Raw genomic sequence first — 24,911 nt, forward strand, 5'->3', positions numbered from 1 at the left:
CATGATCGTGCATCCCGAGCGCCTGGAGCGCGGGCATCCGTTCCGGCAGTGGAAGACGTGGCAGCTGCCCGGGAGCCGGCTGACCCTCACCGGCTATTCGCGCGCCAACGACAAGACGTTCTTCCACGTCCCCGAGCTGAAGCTCGCCCTCGACGCGGGGCTGGCCGAGGGCCGTCAGGTCGACACGGTGCTGCTGACGCACACGCATCTGGACCACTCCAAGGATCTCGACTTCCTGGCGACGCGATCGACCGGAGTCGACATCTACGTGCCCGAGGAGGCGTTACCGTACGTGCGCGACTACCTGCGCGCCACGACCGAGCTGAACCAGGTGGCCGCCTTCGACCCGGCTCTCGCGGCGGGGGCCCGGGTGCATGGCGTACGGCCGGGTGCGGAGTTCCGCTTCGGCAAGCACGGCTCCCACACGGTCCGGGTCCTTGCGTCCGAGCACAAGGTGCCCAGCGTCGGTTACTGCGTCGCGGAGAACCGGCGAGCCCTCCTGCCCGAGATCGAGGAGCTCAAGGCGACGCTCGGCGCCGCCGAGTTCGGCCGGCTCGTCGCGGACAAGCGCAAGCGGGGCGTCGCCGTCGACCGGCAGGTCCAGCGGCCGTTGTTCGCCTATCTCGGCGACACGCACGCGAGCGCGCTCGGCCGCGACCCCTCGCTCGTCGACTATCCGGTGATCATCACCGAGTGCACGTATCTGGACGATGCCGAGCTCGATCGAGCGCGGCGCGTCGGCCACACGGTGTGGAGCGAGCTCAGGCCGTTCGTCGTTGCGCACCCGGACAGTCTCTTCGTCCTCACCCATTTCAGTCTGCGCTACTCAGATCAGGAGGTCCTCGCCTTCTTCGCACGGGAAGGCCTGACCAACGTGCTGGTGTGGGCTCATTCGAAGAGCTACCTGCCGGAGCAGCATCAGCATCGATAGTCGTACCAGTCGAAGCTCGCGCTGCCGTCCGTGACGTACATGCCGATGACCCGCCCGGTGAAGCCGGTCGCCACCTCCGTGGACAGGTAGCGGCCGTCGAGCTCGGCCAGCAGGACCCCGTCGGCGGAGAAGGCGAGGGTGTCCGGGCCGCGCGCGCCGACGCCGACCGGCTCGGCGGTGGGCGCGGTCACCGACGGCGGCAAAAGGTCGCGTGTACGGACGTCGATGGCGAGGGTGAGCGGCCCCGAGGGGACCGGATGGTCTGCCACGCACTGGCGCAGCGGGCCGATCCGGGCGAACAGGCGGGCCCGGCCTTCGTGTACCTCCAGGTCATAGTGGTGCGCCTCGTCCATGCGGACGGACAGTCCGGCCGTGGCCGATCCCGGGTCCAGGCGGGCGGTGACGCGGCAGTCGTGGTGTCGCTGGCGGCGTCCGACGAAGGTGCATCCCGGGCGGTCCAGCGTCGGGCCGGTGGCGTGCAGGGTCAGCCGGCCGGGGCGCTCGGTCAGCGACCAGGAGCCGTCCGGGCGGCTGCGCGGCGAGACCCAGTACGGCGCCAGAGTGCCGGCGTCGAAATCGTCGCGTTGCGGGAGCTCGGGGAGGGGGTGCCAGGCAGCGGGCGCCGGATGGCGTTCGAGGACGGGGCCGACCACCGGCCAGCCGTCCACCCATTCCACCGGGGTGAGGAACGTCTCACGCCCGAGGACCTGGAACTCCGGCGTGTAACCGCGCGGGCGGGTGCCGAGCAGGATCATCCACCAGGTGCCGTCGGCCGCCTCCACCATGTCGGCGTGACCGGTGCTCTGGATCGGCCGGTCGGTGCCGCTGTGCGACAGGATCGGGTTGGCCGGGCCCGCCTCGTACGGGCCGCGCGGCGAGCGGGCGCGGGCGATCGAGACGCTGTGGCCGCGCTCGGTGCCGCCCTCGGACATCAGCAGGTACCACCAGTCGCCCACGTGGTAGAGGTGCGGCCCTTCCGGATATTTCATGCCCACACCGGACCAGGCGTGATACGGCCCCTCCAGCACCCGGCCGGCCACGGGGTCGATCCGCGCCACCTGCGTACCGGAGAAGGCGCACCAGCAGGAGCCGTCCTCGTCCCAGGACAGATGGGGGTCGATGCCCGGCAGGTCGATCCAGACGGGGTCCGACCACGGTCCTTCGGGGCGGTCGGCGGTGACGATGAAGTTGCCCCGGCCGCCCACGTTCGTCGTGATCAGGTAGAACCGGCCGTCGTGGTGCCGGATCGTCGGCGCGTAGATCCCGCCGGAGGCGGGCGTCTCAGGGGGCAGTTCGAGCTGCGACGGCCGGTCGAGGACGTTGCCCACCTGCCGCCAGTGCACCAGGTCCCGGCTGTGGAAGATCGGGACGCCGGGGAAGTACTCGAAGCTGGAGCAGACGAGATAGTAGTCCTCGCCGACCCGGCACACGCTCGGATCCGGGTGGAACCCGCTGATCACCGGATTGTCGTACATCGGCACGTTGAGCGGTTCCTTTCTGCGAGAGGCTCAGCCCTTGAAGGCGCCGTCCATGATCCCGGCCACCATGCGCCGGCCCACGAAGACGAACAGCACCAGCAGCGGGATGGTGGCCAGGAACGAGCCCGACATGGCGAGCCCGAGGTCGATGTTGTAGTTGTTCTGCAGCGCCTTGATGGCGATCTGCGCGGTGTACATCTCCGGCGACTTCAGCACGATGAACGGCCACAGGAAGTCGTTCCAGGCCGTGACGAAGCCGAGCAGGCCGAGCACGAACGCGGCCGGCCGCACCAGCGGGAACGCGATGCGCCAGAAGATCTGCCAGGTGGTGGCGCCGTCGATGCGCGCGGCCTGGAGGATCTCGTCGCTGATCGTGGTGGACAGGTGCTGGCGCATCCAGAAGATCCCGAACGCGCTGGCCAGGCCGGGCACGATGAGCGCCTGGAGCGTGTCCACCCAGCCCAGCGAGGATATGATCATGTACTGCGGGATGACGGCGAGCTGCGTCGGCACCGTCATGGTCAGCACGACGATCAGGAACAGCACGTTGCGGCCGGGAAAGCGCAGCTTGGCGAAAGCGAACCCGGCCAGCGAGCACAACAGGGCGTGCCCGACCGCGATCGTGCCGGCCACGATGAGGCTGTTGACGATCGAGCGGACGAACGGCACCGTCGTGAACACCAGACCGGCCAGATGGAAGAAGTTGCCGCCGGGCGCGATCTCGGGCGGCAGCCGCGTGGCGGTCGCCGTGTCGGTCGTGGCCACCACGAACATCCAGTACAGCGGGAACAGGCAGGCGAACACCGCCAGCCCCAGCAGCACGTAGGTCCACCAGCGGACGCGCTCACCCGAGCGCCGGATCGTCTTGGTCATCATCGCTCCGGACGGATGCGGGTGGACAGGACGTAGTTGACCGTCGCCAGCGCGACCACCAGCACGAACAGCGCCACGCCGATGGCCGCGCCGTAGCCGAACTGGAACTGGCCGAAGCCCTGCTCGTACAGGAACAGCGTCAGCGTCTGGCACTGCCGGACCGGTCCGCAGGTGAGCGGCGCGCTGCGGGAGACGAGCAGCGGCTCGGTGAAGATCTGCAGGCCGCCGATCGTCGAGGTCACGATCGTGAACACGATGACCGGCCGCAGCGACGGGATCGAGATGTGACGGAACTGCTTCCACCCGCCCGCCCCGTCCACGGCCGCCGCCTCGTAGATCGCGCGCGGGATCGCCTGCAGGGAGGCCAGGTAGAGCAGCGTGGTGTAGCCGAACCAGCGCCAGGTCACCATGACGGCGATCAGCACGTGGCTGCCCAGCACCGACTGCTTGAAGTCGATCGGCTCCACGCCGGCGAACCCGAGCAGCCAGTTGAGCAGCCCGTAGTCGCGGTCGAACATCTGGGCGAAGACGATCGTGGTGGCCGCCACCGAGGTGATGTAGGGCACCAGCATCGACATCCGGAAGAACACCGCCAGCCGGAGCCGGGCATGGTTGAGCAGGTGCGCCAGGCCCAGCGCCAGCACCAGTTGCGGCACGGTGGACAGCAGCCAGATGCTGATCGTGTTCCAGGCCGCGTTCCAGAACCGCGTGTCGGCGAACAGGCGGGTGAAGTTGTCCACGCCGATGAAGACGTGCTCGCCGATGGGGTTCCAGTCGAACAGCGCCACGTAGAACGTGAAGAGCAGCGGAACCAGCCCGAACACCGCGAAGATCAGGAAGAACGGCGCGATGTAGGCGTACGGCGCGATGCGTTCGGTGATGCGCTGCCGCACCGAGGTCGCCCCGGCGGGCACCGCTTGCGCCCGCCGGGTGCTGAGGGTGGTCGTCACGCTCGTCCTACTTGCCGATGGCGGTCTTGATGTTGGCCAGCGCCGCGTCCCACGCCTTGGCAGCGTCGCCCTTGCCCTGCTCGACGTTGGTGATCGCGTTCAGGAACTCCTGGCCGATGGCGGAGCTGTCCGGGCCGATGTAGAACGGCTTGAGCCCGAGCAGCGAGTCGGTGTAGATCGTCCCGGTCGGGGCCTCGGAGAAGAACGGGTCCTTCAGGGCGGTGAGCTTGGCGTCCTTGTAGACCGACGGGGTGGTGGGCAGCGAGCCGGAGTCGACGAAGTGCGTCAACTGGCCCTGCGGGGACTGGGTCTTGGTGATGTAGTCCCAGGCGGCCTTGGGGTTCTTGGCGCCCTTGGGGATGGCCAGGTAGCTGCCTCCCCAGTTGCCCGCGCCTCCCGGGATGGTGGCGATGTCCCACTTGCCGTTGGTGCCGGGGGCGTTGCTGCGGATGGCGTTGAGCATCCAGGACGGCGCGGAGATCACCGCGAACTGGTCCTTGCCCATGCCGGCGCTCCATCCCTCGGAGAAGGAGCTCTGCTTGGCGGTGATGCCCGCCTGCACGGCCTTGATGCCGTACTCGAACGCCGTCTTGACCTGCGGGCTGGTGCCGTAGACGACGTTGCCCGACGGGTCGTAGTACTTCTGCGGCCCCTGGTTGACCGCCTGGTAGAACACGCTGGTGCCGGCGTTGTCGACGAACGCCTTCTTGGTGGCCGCGGTGTACTTCTTGCCGGTCTCGATGAAGGCGTCCCAGGTGGGCCAGAGCTTGCCCACCTCCTCGCGGTCGGTCGGCAGTCCGGCGGCCTTGAACAGGTCCGTCCGGTAGGCGACGGCCATGCCGCCGACGTCCGTCGGGATGCCGATGATCTCGCCGCTCTTGGCACTGCTCTGGCTCATCACCCAGTCCAGATAGTCGCCCTTGATCTTGTCGGCGCCGAGTTGCCGCAGGTCGTAGAAGTTCTGCGGCTGCTGGACGAATTTGGGCAGGTCGTCGCCCTGGATCAGCACCAGGTCGGGCACCTTGCCGCCGGCCAGCGCCGTCGTCAGCGCCTGCGCCGTCTCCACGGAACTGCCGACTTCGGTCAGCTTCACCTGGATGCCGGGGTTCTTCGTCTGGTAGTCCTCGACCGAGGCTTTCTGGTTGATCCCGCTGAACGACCAGAAGTCGAACGACTTGCCGCCCTCGGGCGGCGTCTGGGCGGAGGTACCGCCGCCGCCGCAGGCGGCCGTGGTCAGGGCGAGGGCCGCGGCGAGGGCGACCGGGGTTACGATGCGGAGCTTCACGGCGATCTCTTCTTCTGGGGGTCGGTGCTGAAGAGCTGGTACGGAACTAGTTGCCGAAAACTTTCGGATATTTGGCCGATCGTTAACCGGGGACTCTAGGCACCTACCTGGAAACTCGTCAACAACCTCCCGGTAAGACGCACGAAACAATCGCCCTTGTTTCCGAAAAATCTGCGTCTAGACTGCGCCCATGACCGCGACCCAGGAGCCGCCCGCACCCGGCTCCACGCCCAAGCAGTCTCTGACCCTCGCCCAGCTCGCCGAGCTGGCCGGGGTGTCCACGGCGACGGTCTCCAAAGTGGTGAACGGCCGTTCCGAAGTCGCGCCGGAGACCCGGGCCCTCGTCGAGGGGCTCATCCGCGAGCACGGCTACCGGCGGCAGAGGCGGCGCGAGAGCCCCGCCGCCCTGGTGGAGCTGGTCTTCCACGCGCTGGAGGGCGACTACCCGATAGAGATCATCAAGGGCGTCGAGCAGGTGGCGCGGGAGCACGACCTGGCCGTGGTGCTGTCGGAGCTGCAGCACCGCCATGTTCCGGGCCGGAGCTGGATCGAGGGCGTGCTGGGCCGCCGTCCCAGCGGCGTCATCGCGGTGTTCAGCGGCCTGACCGACGCCCAGCACGACCAGCTCGCCACCCGTGGCATCCCCCTCGTGCTGCTGGACCCGAGCGGCGAACCCGGCTACCAGGTGCCCTCGGTGGGCGCCGGCAACTGGAACGGCGGGCTCTCGGCGACCCGTCACCTGGTGCAGCTCGGGCACCGGCGGATCGCCATCATCGCCGGCCCCGAATACGCGCTGTCCAGCCGGGCCCGCCTCGACGGCTACCGCGCCGCGCTGGACCTGGCCGGCGTGCCCGTCGACCCGGACCTGATCCGCCGGGGCGACTTCCTGGTCGAAGGCGGCCTGGCCCAGGCCCATCGGCTGCTGCGGCTGCCCGATCCGCCCACCGCGATCTTCGCCTGCAACGACGGGCAGGCCATGGGCGTCTACCTGGCGGCCCACGAGCTGGGACTGCGCATCCCGGACGACCTGAGCGTGATCGGCTTCGACGACCTCCCCCCGATGCGGTGGGCAGTCCCGCCCCTGACCACCATCCGGCAGCCGCTCACCGAGATGGCGGCCGCCGCCACCACCATGCTGGTGAAGCTCGCGCGGGGCGAGCCGCTGCCGCAGAGCCGGATCGAGCTGGGCACCGAGCTCGTCGTACGGAGCAGTACCGCCCCTCTCGCACGCTAACCGAAACTTTCCGCTTTCATCCCGTACGTATCGCTACGGTCCTTCCGGGTACCGGAGGAGCTGCCGGCTGATGCCGCGCGCGGCGGCCAGGACCGCGGGCACGAGCGTGCCCTGTGGGGGGCTGGGCATCGACGCCCCCGGCAGGGGGTCGTCGGCGCGGACGACGACGGAGAGCGCGGCCACCACCTCGTTGACGGCGTCACGCACGGGTGCGGCCACCGAAACCGCGTCGAGGGTGACCTGCCGGTCGCTGACGGCGTAGCCGGTGCGCCGTACCTCGGCCAGCACCCGCCGCAAGGCGTCCGGCGTCATGATGGTCTTCTTGGTGAAGGTCGCCAGCGGGCTGGCCAGGTATCTCTCCTGGGCCGGCCGGGACGCGTACGCGAGCAGCACGAGGCCGACGCCGGTGGTGTGCGCGGGCCACCGTCCGCCGACGCGACTGTGCACGCCGACGGCGTCACGGCTGGAGATCCGCTCGATGTACACGACGTCCAGGTCGTCGAGGACGGCGAGCTGGACATGTTGACGGGTCGCCACGAAGAGCTCTTCGAGGAAGGGCATGGCCACCTCGCGCAGCCCCAGGCCGCGAGGGGCCAGTGCCGCGACCTCCCACAGGTGCAGGCCGATCTGGTAGCGGCCGTGCCGGTCACGTTCGAGCGCCCCCCACGAGACCAGCTCACCGACCAGACGGTGGGCCGTCGTCAGCGGCATCCTGGTCCGCCGGCTGATGTCGGACAGGGTCAGCCGGCGGCGCTCACCGGAGAACGCGTCCAAGACGCTGAGGACCCGGCTGGCCACCGATCGGCCGGGATCCGGTTGCCCGGACGGGCTTGACATCGTCGCTGTGGTCATGGTCATGGGCACTGCCTCCGACTGTCGATCGTGCTGCGAAATGCCCACGTCGTCAGATACACCGGATCCCGGCCTCGCCATTTCGTTGAATGTTGTTTGCGGCAACGTAATCCGCGGAGGCGAGCGGGTCTAGCCCCATTTCCGGGCTAATTTGTTGCCGTCGATAACAATCCAGAAACACGCCTGTCACCTGACGGGGCAACGCACCGGCACCGGACGGGGACCGGCGGGCGGCTCGGAGCGGGCGTGGCGAGGCATCCATCTGAGCGGGATCCGCGCAAGCCGGGCACGGCGGCCTCGGCCACCGTGCCCGGCTGTTTCGGCTGGTCAGGTCAGAACGGGCAGGTGTCCGTCCACTGAGTCACCAGTGAGGTGTTGGTCCGGTCGGCGTCACGCTGGGTGCCGCACAGGAACGGGGTGAAGCGGGTGTCGTTGCGCAGCCAGCGGCTGAAGAACGACACGAGCCACTTGCCCTGCTTGGCCTTGTTGCCGTAGCCGGTCATCGGGCAGAGATGGTCGCCGGGAACCTCGATGTACAGCTTCTCGGCCTGCGCCATGCTGTTGTACCAGGGCCTGGCGTAGGTGGCGCCGGGCGCGGCGACGTCGCTCGCGCAGGTCAGGAAGAAGGTCGGCTTGGTGACGCCGGCGAAGTTCGGACTCGTGTGGTAGGGGGCCAGCGGTGCGCCCGCCAGGAACCGGCTGTCGTCACGCAGCGCCACCATCGTGCCGCCGCCGCCCATGGAGTGGCCCGACACCCCGAGCGTGCCGTTCACCTTGCCCGAGATGGGGTTGCCGGTGGCGTTGCTCAGGTTGAGCAGCTGGGTGCCGGCGGCCCGGATCTCGGTGCCCCGCTGGTCGGGAGTGTCGGTCAGTGTGTTGGTGTCGACGTTGACGACGACGAAGCCCCAGGAGGCCAGGCGCGGGCCGAGCCAGCTCAGGTTCTGTTGCGTGCCCTGGTAGCCCGGCATCAGGACGATGCCCGGGTAGGAGCCGCTGGCCGTCGGGTACGTGATGGTGCCGGCCTTGTACCCGCTGGGGCTCGGGACCGTGTACGTGCCGGTGGCCAACGGGCCGGCGGTCGCCTCCAGCGAGGCGATCGTCGGGTCGGGGATGGTGCCGTTCCCCGGCGGCGGTGTGGTGCCGCCCCCTGAGCCGTAGACCTGGAACTCCCGCAGGGAGTAGCCGTAGGCGGTCCCACGGGCGAAGCCGAGCATCCGTACGTACCGCCCGGTCCCGGTCACGGGGAGCGTCTGCACCCCACCGGTGCCGGTGACGGTCAGGTAGACGGTGGTCCAGGTGAGACCGTCTGTGGACGTCTGGATCTGGAACACCCGGCCGTACGCGGCCTCCCAGTTCAGCACGACCTGGCTGATGGTGGCGCTGGCGCCGAGGTCGACCTGCAGCCACTGCGGGTCGCTGAAGGCGCTTGACCACCGGGTGGCGACGTTGCCGTCCACGGCCGTCGAAGCCGGCGTGAGGACGTTCTCGACGGACGACGCGGTCGCCGGCTTGCCCTGGGACAGCAGCTCGTCGGCGGCCCGGACGGTGACGGCGGCCCGGGCGGTGACGGCGCCGCCGGCCAGCGCGGTGGCGATGGCGACGGTCAGCGCGAGGAACGCCGCCAGCCAGGCGGATCGGACGCGGCCCGGCAGTCGCCCACCGGCTGGATTGAGGGGGAATCTCATGGTCTTACCTCTCCGGAACGGGTGCGGCGAGCATGGCTCCGCCGACACGAGGACAGGAAGGGACGGCGCCGCACTGTGAGAGCGCTCTCGGGGCACATTCATCGATGAATGTCGAGCTGGTGCGACGCGCCCCGAACCATATGCGGCGATCTGCGACCTAAGAAGCGGTCCAACCGCTGAACGGAAGATAAATAGCGCCGTCCCGGGTTTTCGCGCGCGATCTCACCCATCGTCTTCCGGACGGCGGAAGAGGCCCTTGCCGGGCATTTGACCTGACCATATGTTGTCGGGCACAACATATGGCGAAGATCATTCCGCCATCCGATCGACCAGTCCCACCTCAGGTCACGGTCCCCCTGGACCCTGGCCACCCCCTGAGAGAGGACCCCGCAGATGCTCGAACGACTCCATGGAGCGACCGCGCTGGCCGCCGCCGCCCTCCTTGTCCTGGCGGGCCTCGCCCAGCCACCACCGGCGGCGGGCGAGAGCGCTCCCTCGCAGCCGAACTCCTCGTACGGGCCCGGCCAACGCGCCGAGCGGCTACTGGCCCGCATGACCCTCGACGAGAAGATCACCATGCTCCACGGCGTCGGCTTCGAGTTCGGCAAGGGGTACGCCGGGCGGATACCGGGCAACGCCCGGCTCGGCATCCCCGATCTCTACCTCGCCGACGGTCCCAACGGAGTCGCCAACGGCAGCACGGGCGTCACCGCCTTCCCCGCCGCCATCAACGGCGCGGCCACCTGGGACACCGCGCTCATGCGGCGGTACGGCGAAGCGGTCGGCGCCGAGCAGGCCGGCAAGGGCCACAACATCGCCCTGGCACCGACGATCAACATCGTGCGCTCGCCGCGCTGGGGCCGTACCTTCGAGACCTTCAGCGAGGACCCCTACCTCACCGCGCGGATGGCCACCGAGCAGGTCAAGGGGGTCCAGACCCAGGGCGTCATAGCGATGCCCAAGCACTTCGCGGCCAACAACCAGGAGACCGACCGAGGGAGAGTCGACGTCCGGGTCTCCGAGCGGGCGCTCAACGAGATCTACTACCCGGGCTTCCGCGCGGCCGTGCAGGACGGCGGAGCCCGATCCGTCATGTGCGCCTACCCCAAGGTCAACGGCGCCTACGCCTGCGAGAACGGCGACCTGCTGCGGACCGCGCTGAAGGGGGCGATGAGGTTCCCCGGGTTCGTGGTGTCCGACTGGGGCGCCACCCACAGCACGATCGCCTCGGCCGCCGCCGGGCTGGACGTGGAGATGCCGGCATCGACGTACTTCGGCGACGCGCTGAAGCAGGCGGTGGCGGCCGGCCAGGTCACGGTCGCGACCATCGACGACAAGGTCCGCCGCATTCTCACGGCGATGTACCAGACGGGCCTGTTCGACCGCGACTACCCGCCGCGCGCCGACGTGTCCACGCCCGAGCATCAACAACTGGCGCGGGACCTGGCAGAGCAGGGCATGGTGCTGCTCAAGGACGACCGCGGCATCCTGCCGCTGGACAAGGCGAGGTCGGTGGCGGTGATCGGCGACGCGGCCGGTGACCACGCGACCTTCTACGGCGGCGGCTCGGCCGCGCTGCAACCGTCCACGACCGTGAGCCCGCTGGCCGGTCTGACCGCGCGGGCCGGCGACCGCGTCACCCTGAACCAGGCTCGCGGCACGCTCGGCACCGGCGCGCTGCCGGTGCTCTCCGGTGACCTGCTGCGGCCCGAGTCGGGCGCCGGCCCCGGACTTACCGCCGCCTACTACCGCACTCCCGACTTAACCGGCGACCCCGCGATCACCCGGGTCGAGCCGTCAGTGAGCTTCACGGGGCCGCCCACTGGCGTCACCGGCACCTGGTCGGCGCGTTGGACCGGCACGCTGACCCCGCCCACGACCGGCGGCTACCGGTTCTCGCTGAGCGGCTCCGGCACGGCCCGCCTCTCCATCGACGGCAAGCTCGTCGCCACCAACCGCACCGAGTTCGGCGGCGTCGCCCATGGCCTGGTCGACCTCACCGCCGGACGGGCCGTCTCGATCAAGCTCGAGTATTCCTCGGCCATCTCGCTCTTCGGCGCCGCCCACCAGCTCGGCTGGGCCGCGCCCGACCCCGCGCTGGTCGCCGAGGCCGTCGCCGCCGCCCGGCGCTCCGACGTCGCGCTCGTCTTCGTCAACGACGCCATCACCGAGGGCGCCGACCGCGACTCGCTGGCCCTGCCCGGCGATCAGGACCGGCTCATCGAGGCCGTCGCCGCGGTCAACCCGCGTACCGTGGTCGTGCTCAACACCGGCGCGCCGTCGCTGATGCCGTGGCTGAACCGGGTGGCCGGGGTGCTCCAGGCGTGGTACCCGGGCCAGGAGTACGGCAACGCGGTCGCGGCCGTGCTGTTCGGCGACGTCAACCCGTCCGGCAAACTGCCGGTGACCTTCCCCGCCGACGACCGGCAGGGCCCGGACGTCGCCTTCGGCTTCCCCGGCGACGGCACCACCGTCCGCTACGACGAGGGCCTGAACGTGGGCTACCGCTGGTACGACGCCCGGCACCAGCGCCCGCTGTTCCCGTTCGGCCACGGCCTGTCCTACACCGCCTTCAGATACGACGGGCTGCGGGCCGACGGCCACGCCGTGCGGGTCCGCGTCACCAATACCGGAAGCCGCGCCGGAGCCGAGACCACTCAGCTCTATCTCGGCTTCCCCGGCTCGGCGGGCGAGCCTCCGCAGCAGCTCAAGGGCTTCCAGAAGGTCTGGTTGCGGCCCGGGCAGAGCACCGTCGTCACCTTCCCGCTCGACAGCGCCGCACTGTCCACCTGGAGCCCGGCCGCGAAGGGCTGGGTCGCCTCCCATGGCACCTTCACCGTCGCGGTCGGCGCGTCGTCCCGCGACCTTCGGCTGACCGGCCGGTTCCAGGGCTGACCCCTGACGACGGGCTGCGGCTCGTCACACACATTCGCCCGCCTCCACCGTTGTGGAGGCGGGCGAATGGTTTTTGTGACGTCGGCCGATCAGGGTCAGAGCGTGTTCCACAGGTCGCAGTTGTGCTCGGTGGCCATCTCGGCGGCCGGGACCATCACCGACCGCCCGCCTGCCCGCAGCGACATCACGTGCGAGGTGCGGTTGTAGTCCGGCCACGAGGACGCGAACGGCGCCCGCGGCCCGCCGAGCCGGGTGAACGAGCCCCAGTAGTGCACCATGTCCGCGGCCAGCCGGCGTTCGGCCGCGTCGAAGGTGGGCGCGATCGGCGTGCCGTTGTCGAAACTCGGCCACAGGTAGGCCAGCTCGGCGGCGTGCCCGGCGCCCCACTCGTACCCGGCCGGCTCGGGGCTCAGGCCCGGGCCCGTACGGTGGTCGAACCGGTAGGCGAACACGCGGGTGTAGGCCGACAGGTCCTTGATGAACCGGAGCGTCGGACAGCCGCCCAGGCCCGCGATGAACCCGGAGTCGGTGAGGATCGCCGCCGTCAGGTACGCGCCGGTGAACCGATCAGACTCCGCCGGCCAGGGATACCGTCCCAGAACGGCGTCGGCGTTGGCGCCGTACAGGGCCCGGACGAAGCCTTGGTACTGCGCTTCGGTCCAGCCCAGGTTGCCCTGCGCGAACGTACGGCCCTCATCGCGGGTGGAGCCCACGATCAGCGGCACCCGCTGGAAGTGACCCGCCCGGACGGCGTCGTTGGGGCTCTCCGGCAACACCGGCCCGCCGGACACGAACGAGCTGAACTGCGGCCCGTCGACGAGCCGTGCCGGGGTCAGTGCGCGCAGGCAGGCGACGGCGGTCGCGTCGTCGGCGCAGCCGAGCTGGGTGGCGATCGACATGCCGGACTGCTCACCCTGGCTGACGGACTGGGTGGTGCAGGAGCCACTCTGGATGATCGCGCCGTTGAACAGCCCACGCGATCCGGGGGCGGTGAGATGGGCGCAGACGGAGAACCCGCCGGCCGACTCGCCGTCGATGGTGACCTGCCGGGCGTCGCCGCCGAAGGCACCGATGTTGCGGTGCACCCAGCGCAGCGCCGCCTGCTGGTCGAGGAACCCGTAGTTGCCGGACTGGCCGGCCTCCCGGGTGAGCGCCGGGTGGGCGAGGAAGCCGAACACGCCCAGGCGGTAGTTGATGCTCACCACGACGACGTTCTCCAGCCGGGCGATCAGGCTGCCGTCGTGCTGGTTGCCGGAGCCGTTCTGCAGGCCGCCGCCGTGGATCCAGAAGAGCACGGGCAGTCGCTGCCCGGCTTTGACGCCGGCGGGCCGGAACACGTTGAGGTGCAGGCAGTCCTCGGTCTCGGAGCGCGGTCCGTTGGTGCTGACCGCGGTGGAACAGGGGTTGCCCCACGCGGCCGCGTCGCGAACACCCGTCCACGGGCGGGCCGGGCGGGGTGCGCTCCAGCGCAGTTCGCCGACCGGCGGCTGCGCGTACGGGACGGCCAGGAACCGGTCCACGCGCTCGGCCTCGGCGCCCTTGAGCAAGCCGGTCTCCGTACGCACCACCGGGCGCGCCGCGCCGGCGAGGGCGGGGGCGGGGGCGGGGGCGGCGAGGAATCCGCAGACCAGGGCGAGGACGGTGGTCACCAGCGCGAGGACGCGACGGCCCCGGTTGAATAACCTCGTCGGATCCAGAATTTCAGGCATGTACGCGACTCCTTCGGAACATCCAGGACGAACCTGCCGATTTCGTGCGCCTGAACCGTAGTTCTCGCCCGGTCTTCCGGATACCGCTCTCCCCGTTGGATGGAAGACATTCCGGACGGCGGCCGGGTCACAAGGGATTCTGGAGAACGGCTCGTGCGCGCGCCGCCATGGCCTCGTCCACCATGTCCCCTTCGAAGGTGATCGCCCCGGCGCCGTGCGCCTGCGCCTCCTCCACGGCGGCGATCATCCGCGCGTAGCGGGCGAGCTCCTCTGGAGTGGGTGAGAAGACCTCGTTGATCACAGGGATGTGGGAGGGGTGGATGGCCATCATGCCCTCATAACCGAGGGAACGGTTCTGCTCGGCGAACGCCCGCAGTCCTTCGAGGTCGGCGAGGTTCGTCCACAGACCCGCGATCGGGCAGGGCACGCCCGCCGCCCGGACGTCCAGCAGGACGCGGGAGCGCAGCGCCAGGGTTTCGGTGCCCTGCCGGCTCCAGCGATAGCCGATCGCCCGCTCGACGTCGCCGCCCCTGCCGGTGACCGCGCCCAGGTAGGCGACCCGGGCGGCGGCCCGGGCGATGTCGTACGCCCCGCGCAGCGCGGCGGCGCTCTCCAGCAGCGGCACCAGGGCGATGTGGCCCTCGGGCAGGCCGCGTTCGCGCTCGCACCAGGTCAGGAGCCGGTCGGCCAGGAGTACGTCCGCTTGGTCGCCGACCTTGGGCAGGACCACTCCGGCGAGGCGGGGGTGCGTGATGGCGCGCAGGTCCTCGGCGGCCGTCCAGCCGTCGAGGGGGTTGATCCGGACGAAGAGCGCCATGTCGCCCGTCGCGTGGGCGATGGCGTCGGCCACCCGGGCCCGTGCGGTGGCTTTGCCGGCCGGCGGGACGGCGTCCTCCAGGTCGAGGATGACCGCGTCGGCTCCTGCGGCCTCGGCCTTGGCCAGCCATTCGGTTCTGGTGCCCGGGACGAAGAGCAGGGAGCGCAGCGGAAGGCGCTCAGATGACACCGCGCTTCTCCAGTTCCGCGAGCTCGTCGGCGCCGAGGCCGAGCCACTGGCGGTAGACGAGGGCGTTGTCCTGCCCGAGCGCGGGCCCGGTTCGCCAGACATGCCCGGGTCGCTGATGGAAGTGCGGGAGGGCGGCCTGCATGCGGACCGGCCCGAGGTCGGGGTCGTCGACCGTGATGATGTCGCCGCGTTCGGCGTACACGGGATCGGCGGCGATGTCCTCGGCCGTGAAGACGCGTGAGGCGACCACCTCGGCCTCGGCGAACGCGCGCAGGCACTCGGCGGTCCCCCGGGCGGCCACCCAGTCGCGCAGCCCTTGGTCCAGCGTCTCCCGGCCGGCGAGTTGCCGCTGTGTCGTGGCGTACTCCTCCTCGGGCAGGCCCAGGAGGCGGACGACGTTCAGCACCGAGCGGATGGTGGCGGAGGTCACGGTGATCCAGTCGCCGTCGCGGGACAGATAGGTGTTGATCACCGCGGCGGGGGCGACGGCCAGTTGGTTGCCGGACCTGCCGGGTACGACGCCGAGCTGGTCGTGCGTGATGACCTGCCATTCGACGAGCCGGAACAGGGGCTCGAAGAGGGCCAGGTCGATCCACTCGCCGTCGAAGGCGGGATCGTGTGCCCGGCGGTGCAGGGCGGCGAGGACGGCATACGCGCCCATCAGCCCGGTCACCGCGTCGCCGTGGGAGAACCCGGTGTGCACAGGAGGACCGTCGGGGAACCCGGTCAGGTGCACCACGCCGCTCCTGGCCTCGCCGACCTTGCCGAAGCCCGGCGCGTCCGCCAGGGACGACGTCGCGCCGAATCCGGAGATCTGCAGCAGGACGGCCTTGGGGTTGATCCGGTGCACGGCCTCCCAGTCGAGCTCCCAGGCCCGCAGCCGGCCGGGGCGCAGCGTGACGATCACCACGTCGGCCCAGGCCACGAGCCGGTGCGCCACCTTCCGGCCGTCGGGGTCGTGCAGGTCCAGGGTGACGGAGCGTTTGTTGCGGCCCGCGACCTTGAACCACAACGGCACGCCGTCGCGCGTGGGGCCCATGGCACGGGCGGCGTCGCCGACGCCGGGGGGTTCGACGTGGATCACGTCGGCGCCCTGGTCGGCGAGCATGGACCCGGCCAGCGGCCCGGCGACCACATGGGCGAACTCCACCACCTTCAGCCCACTCAACTGCCCCTGGCCGTGCTGCTGTTCGATCGCCACGCATGAGCTCCTTCGCACTGTCCGGTCATGTCATCCTGCCCAAGGCAAGAAATGCGGGGCCAGCACAAGAAGCCGATATATTCATGCGATTTGCGCATTAACCAATCCAGGAGACACCCGCCGGCAACTCCGTACGGAACTCTTCGAGCAGGCCGAGGAACGCGCTCGCCGCCAGCGGCAGGGTGCGTCGCGCACGCACCACGACGTCCAGCCGCCGCTCGACCACGGGGCCGGTCAACCGGCGATGCACGACACGCCCCGGACCCAGAAGCGGCAGCACCAGGGCGGGCATCGCCGACACGCCGAGACCGGCGGCGACCAGGCCGCCCACCGTCGCCACGTTGCCGGCCTCCGCCGCGAGCGTCGGGCCGGCTCCCGCCTGGGCGAACGCCGCGTCGGTGAGCCTGCGGACACTCGATTCCGGCCCGACGGCCAGGAACGGCTCGGCGGCCAGGTCCTCCCAGGTGACCTCGTCACGGTCGGCGAGCGGGTGCCCCTCGGGCAGCACGGCGTGGAACTGGTCGCGGATCAGCGGACGATGCTCGAGCCGGTCCGGCGACGCGCCGACCGTGGTGATCGCGAAGTCGGCGTCGCCCGACAGCACCCTGCCGAGCACGGCCCGTTCGAGCCCGTCCATGATGCGGACCGCCACCTGCGGGCGCTGCCGCCGGAAAGCGGAGATCATGCGCGGCAGCAGCACCGCCGCGATCGAGGGCAGGGTGGCCACGGCCACCACCCCCGACTCGCCGAGCAGGAAGCGCCGCAGCTCCTTCATCCCCGACTCGTGGGCGCCGACGATCTGCTCGGCCACCCGCAGGGTCTCCGTGCCCGCCGCGGTGAGCTGGACGTTGCGGGTGTCGCGCTCCAGCAGGCGCACGCCGAGCACCCGCTCCAGGTCGGCGACCGCACGGCTCAACGTCGACTGCGAGACGTGCAACCGCGCCGCCGCGGCGGTGAAACTCGCCGCTCTGGCCACGGCGACATAGGCGGCGAGTTGCCGGAGGGTGGCGTCCATGGAACCAACCTATGCACAGACCGCATGGATAAATCCACTTTTGATGGTGGACGTGAAAGGTCAGCGCTCGGAAACTTCTCCGTAACCCTCCGAAAGGTCCTCGATGATCGCGCTCCTCGGCTTTCTCACCATCGGCCTGTTCCTGGCACTCACCATGACCAGGCGCGTCTCGGTCCTCACCGCGCTGGTGCTGGTACCGGTGCTGACGGCGCTGGCCGGCGGCTTCGGCGCCGAGATGGGGCCGATGATCCTCACCGGGCTGGGCAAGGTGGCGCCCACGGGCATCATGATCGCTTTCGCGGTGCTCTATTTCAGCCTGATGATCGACACGGGGCTCTTCGATCCGCTGATCCGCGGCATCCTGCGCCTGGCCAAGGACGACCCGCTGCGGATCGCCGTCGGCACGGCCGTCATCACGATGTGCGTGGCCCTGGACGGCGACGGCGCCTCGACCTTCCTCATCACCGTCTCCGCCCTGCTGCCCGTCTACAAGCGGCTCAAGATGAGCCCCCTGGTGCTCACCGGTGTGGTCTGCCTGGGCGCGGGCGTGATGAACATGATCCCCTGGGGCGGTCCCACCGCGCGGGCGATGGCGGTGCTGAAGCTGGACAGCTCGCAGGTGTTCACCCCGGTCCTGCCCGCGATGGTCGCCGGCATCGTCTGGGTGCTGGTGGCGTCGTACCTGATCGGCCTGCGGGAACGCCGCCGTCTCGGCACCGTGTCCCTGCCCGAGCCGGAGCCCGAACTGGTGGCCGGAGACGGGCCCGGGACGCCCCTGGCCCCGCCGCGCGGCCGCCCGCTGCTGACCGCCTTCAACCTGACGCTGACCATCGCGTTGCTGGCCGGGCTGATCCTGCAGGTGATGCCGCTGCCGGTGCTGTTCGTGATCGGGTTCGCGATCGCCGCGCTGGTCAACCATCCCTCCTGGGAGAAGCAGCAGGCGCTGCTCGACAAGCACGCCAAGAGCGTCGTCCTGGTCACGACGATGATCTTCGCCGCGGGGGTCTTCACCGGAATCCTCACCGGGACCAAGATGATCAACGAGATGGCCACCGCGTTCGTCAACGTCATCCCCGACTCCTTCGGCGGCCACCTGCCGGTGCTGGTCGCGATCACGAGCATGCCGCTCAGCCTGGTCTTCACCCCCGACGCCTACTACTTCGGCGTGCTGCCCGTACTGGCCCAGACCGCCGGCGGCTTCGGCATCGAGTCCGCCGAGGTCGCCAGGGCCGCCATCCTCGGCCAGATGACCACCGGCTTCCCGCTCAGTCCGCTCACCGCCGCGACGTTCATCCTCATCGGCATGAGCGGCGTGCAACTCGGCCAGCACCAGCGCTTCATCTTCGGCTGGGCCTTCGCCACCACCCTGGTCATGACCGTGGCCGCGCTCCTGACCGGCGCCATCTCCCTCTGACCGCGCGAGGAGCCTCCTCATGAAGTACGGCAGGATCGCCGCCGCCCTGTCCGCCCTCCTGACGCTGCCGCTCGCCGCGCCGGCCCCCGTACACGCCGACACCGTGCTGCCGGCCGACCCGTTCTTCTCCTACGACCGGGCCGCCACGTACGGCGTGCACACCGAGCGGGTCTCGGTGCCGCTGCGCGACGGCAGCCACCTGGCCTGCGACCTGCACCGCCCCGCGGGCGCGGACGGCCGGCCCGCCGACGGCCGCTTCCCCGGCATCGTCTACGACTACAACGCCTACGACCAACTGCGGGCGCAGGGCCAGGCGGCCGCCTTCTACGTCACCCGTGGCTACACCGCCGCCGTGTGCAACGCCCGCGGCACGGGCGCCTCCCCCGGACACCTCGACCCGTTCAGCGCGCAGGAACAACGCGACAACTACGACCTCATCGAGTGGCTGGCCGCCCAGCCCTGGTCCACCGGCAGGATCGGGCAGACCGGCGTCAGCTACGGCGGCCACACCTCCCTGCTGGTCGCGGTGAACAAGCCGCCCCACCTGGCCGCGATCATCCCCGTCGACGGCATCAGCGACTGGTACGAGAACACCATCTACCGAGGCGGCATCTACTCGGCCAGGATCCGGGACTGGCAGCGCGCCGTCGCGCCGGACACCCTGGTGACCTACGCCCAGCACCCGCTCTACGACGACTACTGGCGAGAACGCAGCGTCAAGGCCCGCTGGAAGAACCTGGACGTCCCGGTCCTGGAGATCGCCGGATGGTACGACAGATACCGGGCCGCCATGGTGGCGAACTTCCAGGCCCGCCCGCAGAACGTGTGGCTGGTCGCGGGCCCGTGGGTGCACGGCTGGCCGTCGGGCCAGCCCGCCGACATCGGCAACGGCGCCTACCTCGCCTGGTGGGACCGCTGGCTCGGCAACCGCGCCGACGCGCCGCTGCCCGCCGCCAAAGTGACCTCCTATCAGGTTCCGGGCACCGGCTGGCAGCAGTTCACCGCCTGGCCGCCGCCCGGCACCCGGCGGACCCGGCTCGGCCTGAGCACCGACGGCGCGCTGGCGGCCGGCTGGAGCAAACCGGCCACCCTCGGCTTCACCGTCAACACCGAGACGACCCCCTCGGCCCCGGACGAGCGGCTCACCTTCCAGACACGGCCCTATCAGCGGGACATCGTCCTCGCCGGCGACGTCACCGCGAAGGTGCGCGCCGCCTTCAGCGCCACCGACGGCAACATCGCGGTCGTGGTCGAGGACGTCGCCCCCGACGGCACGGCCGGCCGCATCACCCAGGGCTGGCTGAAGGCGAGCCACCGGTTCGGCCACGAACGCGCCGTCCCCGTCCGGCCGGGCAGGACCTATGACCTGGAGATCCGCACCTGGCCGACCCACTACCGGCTGAGCGCTGGCCACAGCCTGCGCGTCACCGTCTCCAGCGACGACCATCCCGAGATCGACTCCGACGCCCCGGCGGGCCGGGTCCAGTTGCGCGTGGGACACGGCGGCAGCGAAATCCGCCTCGGCACGCTCACCGGGAAGGACACGCGATGATCCGCCTGGGCACGCTCAGCGCGATGATCCGCCTCAGAGCGCTCCTGGCGGCGCTCGCCGTACTGTCGATGGCGCTCCCCTTGAACCTCCCCTCCGCCGCGGCGGCCGAGAGCGGCACGTGCGAGAGCTTGACCGCCACGACGCTGCCCGACGCGACCGTCACCCTCGCCGAATCGGTCCCCGCGGGGAGATACGCCGCTCCCGACGGCCGGATCCTGCCGTCCGTGCCCGCGTTCTGCCGGGTCCACGGCATCGCCAAGCCGGTGCCGGGCTCCACCATCGGCTTCGAGGTGTGGATACCTCTCCAGGGGTGGAACCAGCGGCTGCTGATGTTCGGCAACGGAGGATACAGCTCGGCCGTCGACTTCCCGTCCATGGGCGGTTCCGCACTGGCGGCCGGGTACGCGACCGTCGGCACCGACACCGGGCACACCGGCGACGACCCTGACGTGTTCGTCCAGGGCGCCGCCAACCCGGAGATCATCGTGGACTGGGGCCACCGCGCGGTCCACGAGACGATCGTCAACGCCAAGCCGATCGTCGAGGCGTACACCGGGTCCAAGCCTCGCTACTCCTATTTCATCGGCTGCTCCACCGGTGGCCACCAAGCGCTGATGGAGGCCCAGCGCTACCCCGGCGACTTCGACGGCATCGTGGCCGGGGACCCGGGAAACAACCGCGTCGCGCTCAACGCCGGATTCCTCTGGCAGTTCCTCCGCAATCACACCCCCGGCACCCCTGACCCGATCATCCCGGCGGCCAAGCTGCCCCTGCTGACGAACGCGGCCGTCCGGCAGTGCCGAGGCAAGGACGGCGGCCTGGCCGGCGACGACTTCCTCACCGATCCGCGACGCTGCTCCTTCGACCCCGCCTCGCTCCGGTGCCCCGCCGACGACGCCCCCACCTGCCTGACGAAGCGTCAGGTACAGACGGTACGGCAGATGTACGCCGGCGCCCGCGACCCGCGTACCGGCAGGCAGATCTACCCGGGCTGGCCGGGCGGCAGCGAAGCACCCGTGGTGGACGCGTCGGGCACCGTGCGGGTGGGATGGAACGGCTACTGGGGCACCACCGCGCCGGCCCGGGCGAACTTCTGGCGCTACTGGGTCTTCAACGATCCGGACTGGAACTGGTGGTCCTTCGACTTCCACCGCGACCTGCGCATCGCGGAGAAGAAGCTCGGCCCGATCATCGACGCCACCGACCCGAACCTGGAGCCGTTCCGGCGCGGCGGCGGCAAGCTCATCATGTACACGGGCTGGGCCGACCCGGTCGTCTCCGCCTACGACACCATCGACTACTACCGCCAGGTGGTCCGCGCCACCGCCGGTGCGCGCGGCGAGGCGGTCAGGCGGACACAGGAGTTCGCCCGGCTGTTCATGGTCCCCGGCATGACCCACTGCGCGGGCGGCCCCGGCCCGAACGTCTTCGACACGCTGACCCCGATCGTGCGCTGGGTCGAGCGGGGGGCGGCACCGACGGAGATCGTCGCGACGAAGTACGTGCACGACAACCCGGCGGACGGCGTCGCCCTGACCCGCCTTCTCCAACCCTTCACGTGTTAGCGCGCCCGACTCGGCGGGCCCGACGCGAGATCGCACCGCAGCGGCGCCGGGCCACGTCGGGTCGGCGCCGGCTCAGGCATAGGGATCGAACGGGATGCCGGTCGGCTTGGCCTTCGCCAGCTCCCCGTTGAACGAGGTGTCCTTGAGCCCGAAGCTGGCCGAGCCGAAATCGTGCGCCACCAAGAGGTCGCGGAAGCCGGGCGGATAGTTGTCCCAGCCGACCAGCGCCGGGAACTGCCACGTGCCCTTGTGGTTCTCCGGCTGCTCGGTGGAGCTCGCGAAGCGGAACGCGTGGGTGGAGAGCCCGTCCTTGTGGTAAATGATCTTCGGGTGCGTCCCGGTCTCGTCCCAGGGGAGCTGCGCACGCGGGCGGATGTTGTAGCTGCCGTGCGCGGACGCCGCCACGTACTGCGCTGTGTCGCCCTGGACCCAGACCACGACGTGCTCCCAGTCGTGCCGGTGCCCACAGCATCCGGGCAGTGCCTGGTCCTTTTCGAAGTAGAGCCCGTACATGTACGCGCACCAGCCGTTGTTGCACTTCGAGCGCGAATAGGAGTTGGTGTTGTCGAGGTCGGACAGGTCATGGCATTGCCCGTTGACCGCGCCGCCCAGTGCCAGGCCCGGAGCGATGGTGCCGTCGCGTCCGATGGCGGGCGTGGGGTAGCAGCCGTCTCCGTCATAGTCGAACGCCGGCTGGTAGGTGCGGTCGCTCGACGGCGCGGCCCCATCGAGGGCGGTCGGCGGGGCGGCGTAGGCGATGCCCGGGATGGCCAGGACGATCGCGGCGGCGCCCACCAGCACGCGCATGGCGAACGATAATCGCCTCGACCGCCCGATCGCCGTGTGCCGAGCACTCTGAAGATCTTTCGCATCGATCATGCCTCTATCAGACGACGGCGGACCCGTGACGTCCATGCCCGCGGGGAGAAATCAAGGGCTTGAGCCCGTATTCGCCCCTCACCGGCGAGCATTACCGACCGCACCATAACCCGGCAAAGCAATCATCTCCCGAAAAGCTTTCCTGGCTTCGGTTCGTCAATTCCATCCGTATGGGCAGCGGTTTTCCGGGCACAATGGAGAAGTGTTCGGACGCATTCGCAACAGGGCAAGAATCCAGCGATCTTCGCGGAGTGCGCAGGCCCCCGAGAATGGCGAAGAGAAAACCGTCGCCCAGGCCATGGCCATCCTGACGGATCTGCGCGCGGAGATAGGGCGAGCCGATCAGAAGGCAGCCGTCATGCTCGCCACGGCCGGAGTGGGCGTGGGGGCCTTAGCGGGTGCCTTGCTGGCCGGCAGTTGGAATCCCGGAAAACTCCCCGCCGGCGTGGCGTGGTTGTGGTGGCTCGGCGTCGTGCTGTGCTCGATGGGGATCATCGGCCTGGCCGCCGCGATCTATCCACGCTCCGCCCGTGCCGCGAACCGGCTGCGGCGGCGCCGATCACAGTTCGTCGGCCCGTTCTCCGAGACGCTGATCACCAACCTGCACGGGGCCGGTACCACGGGAGCGCCGCACGGCCAGAAGGCCTTCATGCTCGAGGAGATTCGCCGGCTCAGCGCGATCGCCGATGCGAAGTATCGCGGCATCCAGCGCAGCATGCTGCTCCTCCTGGGAGCGATCGTGTGCTGCCTGGTGGTCCCCGTCCTGGCCCAGCTCATCCCGTAAACGGCTGGACCAGGGGGCGCCGATCGCCGGTCAGGGCTCTACGGTGCGATCCACCGCACCGTCGTCGGGCGCGTGGCTGTGCTTCCAGATGTATTCGCGGAGCTGCCTGATCGTCGCGTCCGGGTCGGCGTACGAGACGGTCGCCTGCTGCCCGCCCGCGGAGAGCGACGTGATGGTCCCGACTCCGCTGCCTGAGGACAGCGTCACGCTGAAGCCCTTGACGGTGATCATCTCGCCCTTGAGGGTGACAAGCCCGATCTTGGTGTGCTTGTCCTTGCGACTCGCGCTCTGGATGCGGTCGGTGAACGTGTCCAAGCTGTTGATCTTGCTCATGCTGAGGTCCTTCGCGGCATCCTGGACGATCTCACCGGTGAACATGTCGAGCACGCAGGAATAGGAGACTATTTTCCAGTCGGTCAGGAAGAAGAGGTGAATCTGGTAGAAGGAATACCGATACCTTCGATCCCGCCCCTCACGCATGAGAATCAGATAGTTCCGCGGATCGGGAAGCCCGATGATGGGTGCGAGGGACTGCGCGGTGACCGAGTCCCGGTCCAGATGCACCTTCGAGTGCGCCTCCCGCATGATGTCTCCGATCCGCTCCCGCAGCCAGGCGTCCACCTGCTGATCGGTGGCTCGGGGCAGAGTCGTGACGTGCCGCCGGACCAGGGGGATCACGCCCCAGATGAGGCCCGCGACGGTGCCCACGAAGCCGAGGAACGAGGTGAAACCGCTGCCGCCGAACATGAGGATGAACGACAGCGCCGCCACCGCGCTGATGACGGTCCAGCGCGTGTACTCGGCGCGGGTCGGCGCGAGGAAGTAGTTGCGGATGAGCTGGTGGTTCTGGAACGAGATGGTCATGAGGGTTCCTCTCGGTTGACCGACCGCTTTATGGGGTGAGAAGTGTCCATGTCGGGCACTCCGGAGCGGGTACGTGATACTGGATCTCCGCCGCCGCGTGCGGTGAGATCTCAGCGACCTGATGCTGAAGCTGCGTCACGGCGGGATGAGCCGGATTGGAACGATCCAAATAACGCCGGTCCTCTTTGATCAGCGCCCACAACGCGGCTACTCGGGGGTCCTGGTCATGGCGCCAGGCGCCATAAAGAAGCTCTTCCATCTGGGCCACCGTCTGCTTGCTGTGCTTCTTGGGGCGTATTCGCTGCAGGGCGGCGAGGACTCGGTAATATGCGAGCTCGGATGAGTACGGGTTCTTGCGGGCGGCGGCTTTGAAACACTGCAGCGCCTGGCCGTACTGCATGGTCTCAAGCGCTTCCTTTCCACAACGGCCCTCGTCGTCGCACGCATGGGCTCCCGGGCCGTAATGGACGTCGGTGGTGACCGTGTTATTGCTCGAGTTCGTGAAGATGAAGTTCTTATCGCCCTGAACCGAAGGGGGCACGGCCGGGTCTGGAGTTGTGGAATCCGCCATCGCATGGCCTTCCGCGGTGGGTGACAAATAGAGCCAGGCATCGGAGATGAAATTCTTCTCGGGCAGGTCGACCGTGACCCTTTTTCATCCTCAGGCGGCCTGAGCAACGCGGTGGTTCTGGAGGACGGCGATGGCCTTGCAGAGGTGGCCGGCCTTGCTCGGACTGCA

General features: G+C 69.6%; 20 protein-coding genes. 7 read left to right on the forward strand and 13 right to left on the reverse strand.

Annotated elements, in window-relative coordinates; all coding sequences use genetic code 11:
* The first annotated feature begins 1 nt into the window (after position 1).
* Positions 2–931, forward strand: a complete 930-nt coding sequence (locus tag AB0F17_RS49520; RefSeq protein ID WP_358038656.1) for an MBL fold metallo-hydrolase — start codon at positions 2–4, stop codon at positions 929–931.
* Here the strand turns inward: AB0F17_RS49520 and AB0F17_RS49525 are convergent.
* From AB0F17_RS49525 to AB0F17_RS49540, 4 genes are read right to left on the reverse strand one after another with little or no spacing between them, the layout of a single operon-like run.
* Entirely contained in the window at positions 919–2,406 is a 1,488-nt protein-coding gene (locus AB0F17_RS49525; RefSeq protein WP_358038714.1) for a glycoside hydrolase family 43 protein, read from the reverse strand. The genes AB0F17_RS49520 and AB0F17_RS49525 overlap by 13 nt on opposite strands.
* Before the next feature lie 33 nt (positions 2,407–2,439).
* Positions 2,440–3,282, reverse strand: a complete 843-nt coding sequence (locus tag AB0F17_RS49530) for a carbohydrate ABC transporter permease (protein WP_214636865.1) — start codon at positions 3,280–3,282, stop codon at positions 2,440–2,442.
* A complete protein-coding gene (locus AB0F17_RS49535) occupies positions 3,282–4,232 on the reverse strand; it encodes a sugar ABC transporter permease (RefSeq protein WP_358038659.1) in 951 nt (316 codons plus the stop codon). The genes AB0F17_RS49530 and AB0F17_RS49535 overlap by 1 nt, the downstream gene beginning before the upstream one ends.
* 7 nt (positions 4,233–4,239) lie before the next feature.
* The gene (locus AB0F17_RS49540) at positions 4,240–5,517 is read right to left on the reverse strand and encodes an extracellular solute-binding protein (RefSeq protein ID WP_358038662.1); all 1,278 of its coding nucleotides are present in this window, start codon (positions 5,515–5,517) and stop codon (positions 4,240–4,242) included.
* Between the two features lie 190 nt (positions 5,518–5,707).
* Between AB0F17_RS49540 and AB0F17_RS49545 the strand changes: the two genes are divergently transcribed.
* Positions 5,708–6,751: a LacI family DNA-binding transcriptional regulator gene (locus AB0F17_RS49545; protein ID WP_358038665.1), complete on the forward strand. Its 1,044-nt coding sequence runs from the start codon at positions 5,708–5,710 to the stop codon at positions 6,749–6,751.
* 33 nt (positions 6,752–6,784) lie between these two features.
* On the opposite strand, the gene AB0F17_RS49550 is transcribed toward AB0F17_RS49545, so the two are convergent.
* Together AB0F17_RS49550 and AB0F17_RS49555 are read right to left on the reverse strand one after the other, a co-directional pair.
* Complete coding sequence (locus AB0F17_RS49550; RefSeq protein ID WP_358038668.1) at positions 6,785–7,609, reverse strand: IclR family transcriptional regulator; 825 nt, start codon at positions 7,607–7,609, stop codon at positions 6,785–6,787.
* 326 nt (positions 7,610–7,935) lie between these two features.
* Complete coding sequence (locus AB0F17_RS49555; protein WP_358038671.1) at positions 7,936–9,288, reverse strand: discoidin domain-containing protein; 1,353 nt, start codon at positions 9,286–9,288, stop codon at positions 7,936–7,938.
* 393 nt (positions 9,289–9,681) lie between these two features.
* On the opposite strand from AB0F17_RS49555, the gene AB0F17_RS49560 reads away from it, so the two are divergent.
* Positions 9,682–12,183: a glycoside hydrolase family 3 C-terminal domain-containing protein gene (locus AB0F17_RS49560; protein WP_358038675.1), complete on the forward strand. Its 2,502-nt coding sequence runs from the start codon at positions 9,682–9,684 to the stop codon at positions 12,181–12,183.
* A 95-nt stretch (positions 12,184–12,278) separates the two neighbouring features.
* On the opposite strand, the gene AB0F17_RS49565 is transcribed toward AB0F17_RS49560, so the two are convergent.
* From AB0F17_RS49565 to AB0F17_RS49580, 4 genes are all read right to left on the reverse strand, one after another.
* Entirely contained in the window at positions 12,279–13,892 is a 1,614-nt protein-coding gene (locus AB0F17_RS49565; protein WP_358038677.1) for a carboxylesterase family protein, read from the reverse strand.
* A gap of 127 nt (positions 13,893–14,019) precedes the next feature.
* Complete coding sequence (locus AB0F17_RS49570; RefSeq protein WP_358038680.1) at positions 14,020–14,898, reverse strand: CoA ester lyase; 879 nt, start codon at positions 14,896–14,898, stop codon at positions 14,020–14,022.
* Positions 14,888–16,099 carry a CoA transferase gene (locus AB0F17_RS49575; RefSeq protein WP_358038683.1) on the reverse strand — a complete coding sequence of 404 codons (1,212 nt, stop codon included), beginning with the start codon at positions 16,097–16,099 and terminating at the stop codon, positions 14,888–14,890. Before AB0F17_RS49575 ends, AB0F17_RS49570 begins: the two co-directional genes overlap by 11 nt.
* Before the next feature lie 97 nt (positions 16,100–16,196).
* Positions 16,197–17,114, reverse strand: coding sequence for a LysR family transcriptional regulator (locus AB0F17_RS49580; protein WP_358038686.1), 918 nt, complete (start codon positions 17,112–17,114; stop codon positions 16,197–16,199).
* A gap of 103 nt (positions 17,115–17,217) precedes the next feature.
* On the opposite strand from AB0F17_RS49580, the gene AB0F17_RS49585 reads away from it, so the two are divergent.
* From AB0F17_RS49585 to AB0F17_RS49595, 3 genes are read left to right on the forward strand one after another with little or no spacing between them, the layout of a single operon-like run.
* Positions 17,218–18,528, forward strand: coding sequence for a citrate:proton symporter (locus AB0F17_RS49585; RefSeq protein WP_358038689.1), 1,311 nt, complete (start codon positions 17,218–17,220; stop codon positions 18,526–18,528).
* Between the two features lie 19 nt (positions 18,529–18,547).
* Positions 18,548–20,080: a CocE/NonD family hydrolase gene (locus AB0F17_RS49590; protein WP_358038692.1), complete on the forward strand. Its 1,533-nt coding sequence runs from the start codon at positions 18,548–18,550 to the stop codon at positions 20,078–20,080.
* Positions 20,077–21,645 carry a tannase/feruloyl esterase family alpha/beta hydrolase gene (locus AB0F17_RS49595; protein WP_358038694.1) on the forward strand — a complete coding sequence of 523 codons (1,569 nt, stop codon included), beginning with the start codon at positions 20,077–20,079 and terminating at the stop codon, positions 21,643–21,645. The genes AB0F17_RS49590 and AB0F17_RS49595 overlap by 4 nt, the downstream gene beginning before the upstream one ends.
* A gap of 72 nt (positions 21,646–21,717) precedes the next feature.
* Here the strand turns inward: AB0F17_RS49595 and AB0F17_RS49600 are convergent, their stop codons facing one another.
* Positions 21,718–22,452 carry an NPP1 family protein gene (locus tag AB0F17_RS49600; RefSeq protein WP_358038697.1) on the reverse strand — a complete coding sequence of 245 codons (735 nt, stop codon included), beginning with the start codon at positions 22,450–22,452 and terminating at the stop codon, positions 21,718–21,720.
* Between the two features lie 370 nt (positions 22,453–22,822).
* On the opposite strand from AB0F17_RS49600, the gene AB0F17_RS49605 reads away from it, so the two are divergent.
* Positions 22,823–23,308: a Pycsar system effector family protein gene (locus tag AB0F17_RS49605; RefSeq protein WP_358038700.1), complete on the forward strand. Its 486-nt coding sequence runs from the start codon at positions 22,823–22,825 to the stop codon at positions 23,306–23,308.
* 30 nt (positions 23,309–23,338) lie between these two features.
* On the opposite strand, the gene AB0F17_RS49610 is transcribed toward AB0F17_RS49605, so the two are convergent.
* A complete protein-coding gene (locus AB0F17_RS49610) occupies positions 23,339–24,172 on the reverse strand; it encodes a hypothetical protein (protein ID WP_358038702.1) in 834 nt (277 codons plus the stop codon).
* 28 nt (positions 24,173–24,200) lie between these two features.
* Entirely contained in the window at positions 24,201–24,743 is a 543-nt protein-coding gene (locus AB0F17_RS49615) for a hypothetical protein (protein WP_358038705.1), read from the reverse strand.
* Positions 24,744–24,911: the final 168 nt, after the last annotated feature.

This window comes from Nonomuraea sp. NPDC026600 (genome assembly GCF_040638335.1).
In the GTDB taxonomy this organism is placed as follows: Bacteria; Actinomycetota; Actinomycetes; order Streptosporangiales; family Streptosporangiaceae; genus Nonomuraea.

Coding starts and splice junctions, on each gene's coding strand:
- AB0F17_RS49530 (WP_214636865.1), bottom strand. CDS start 3,282: ATGACCAAGACGATCCGGCGCTCGGGTGAGCGCGTCCGCTGGTGGACC.
- AB0F17_RS49545 (WP_358038665.1), top strand. CDS start 5,708: ATGACCGCGACCCAGGAGCCGCCCGCACCCGGCTCCACGCCCAAGCAG.
- AB0F17_RS49600 (WP_358038697.1), bottom strand. CDS start 22,452: ATGCGCGTGCTGGTGGGCGCCGCCGCGATCGTCCTGGCCATCCCGGGC.
- AB0F17_RS49615 (WP_358038705.1), bottom strand. CDS start 24,743: ATGGCGGATTCCACAACTCCAGACCCGGCCGTGCCCCCTTCGGTTCAG.
- AB0F17_RS49590 (WP_358038692.1), top strand. CDS start 18,548: ATGAAGTACGGCAGGATCGCCGCCGCCCTGTCCGCCCTCCTGACGCTG.
- AB0F17_RS49525 (WP_358038714.1), bottom strand. CDS start 2,406: ATGTACGACAATCCGGTGATCAGCGGGTTCCACCCGGATCCGAGCGTG.
- AB0F17_RS49580 (WP_358038686.1), bottom strand. CDS start 17,114: ATGGACGCCACCCTCCGGCAACTCGCCGCCTATGTCGCCGTGGCCAGA.
- AB0F17_RS49550 (WP_358038668.1), bottom strand. CDS start 7,609: ATGACCATGACCACAGCGACGATGTCAAGCCCGTCCGGGCAACCGGAT.
- AB0F17_RS49555 (WP_358038671.1), bottom strand. CDS start 9,288: ATGAGATTCCCCCTCAATCCAGCCGGTGGGCGACTGCCGGGCCGCGTC.
- AB0F17_RS49605 (WP_358038700.1), top strand. CDS start 22,823: ATGGCCATCCTGACGGATCTGCGCGCGGAGATAGGGCGAGCCGATCAG.
- AB0F17_RS49565 (WP_358038677.1), bottom strand. CDS start 13,892: ATGCCTGAAATTCTGGATCCGACGAGGTTATTCAACCGGGGCCGTCGC.
- AB0F17_RS49520 (WP_358038656.1), top strand. CDS start 2: ATGATCGTGCATCCCGAGCGCCTGGAGCGCGGGCATCCGTTCCGGCAG.
- AB0F17_RS49585 (WP_358038689.1), top strand. CDS start 17,218: ATGATCGCGCTCCTCGGCTTTCTCACCATCGGCCTGTTCCTGGCACTC.
- AB0F17_RS49610 (WP_358038702.1), bottom strand. CDS start 24,172: ATGACCATCTCGTTCCAGAACCACCAGCTCATCCGCAACTACTTCCTC.
- AB0F17_RS49560 (WP_358038675.1), top strand. CDS start 9,682: ATGCTCGAACGACTCCATGGAGCGACCGCGCTGGCCGCCGCCGCCCTC.
- AB0F17_RS49595 (WP_358038694.1), top strand. CDS start 20,077: ATGATCCGCCTGGGCACGCTCAGCGCGATGATCCGCCTCAGAGCGCTC.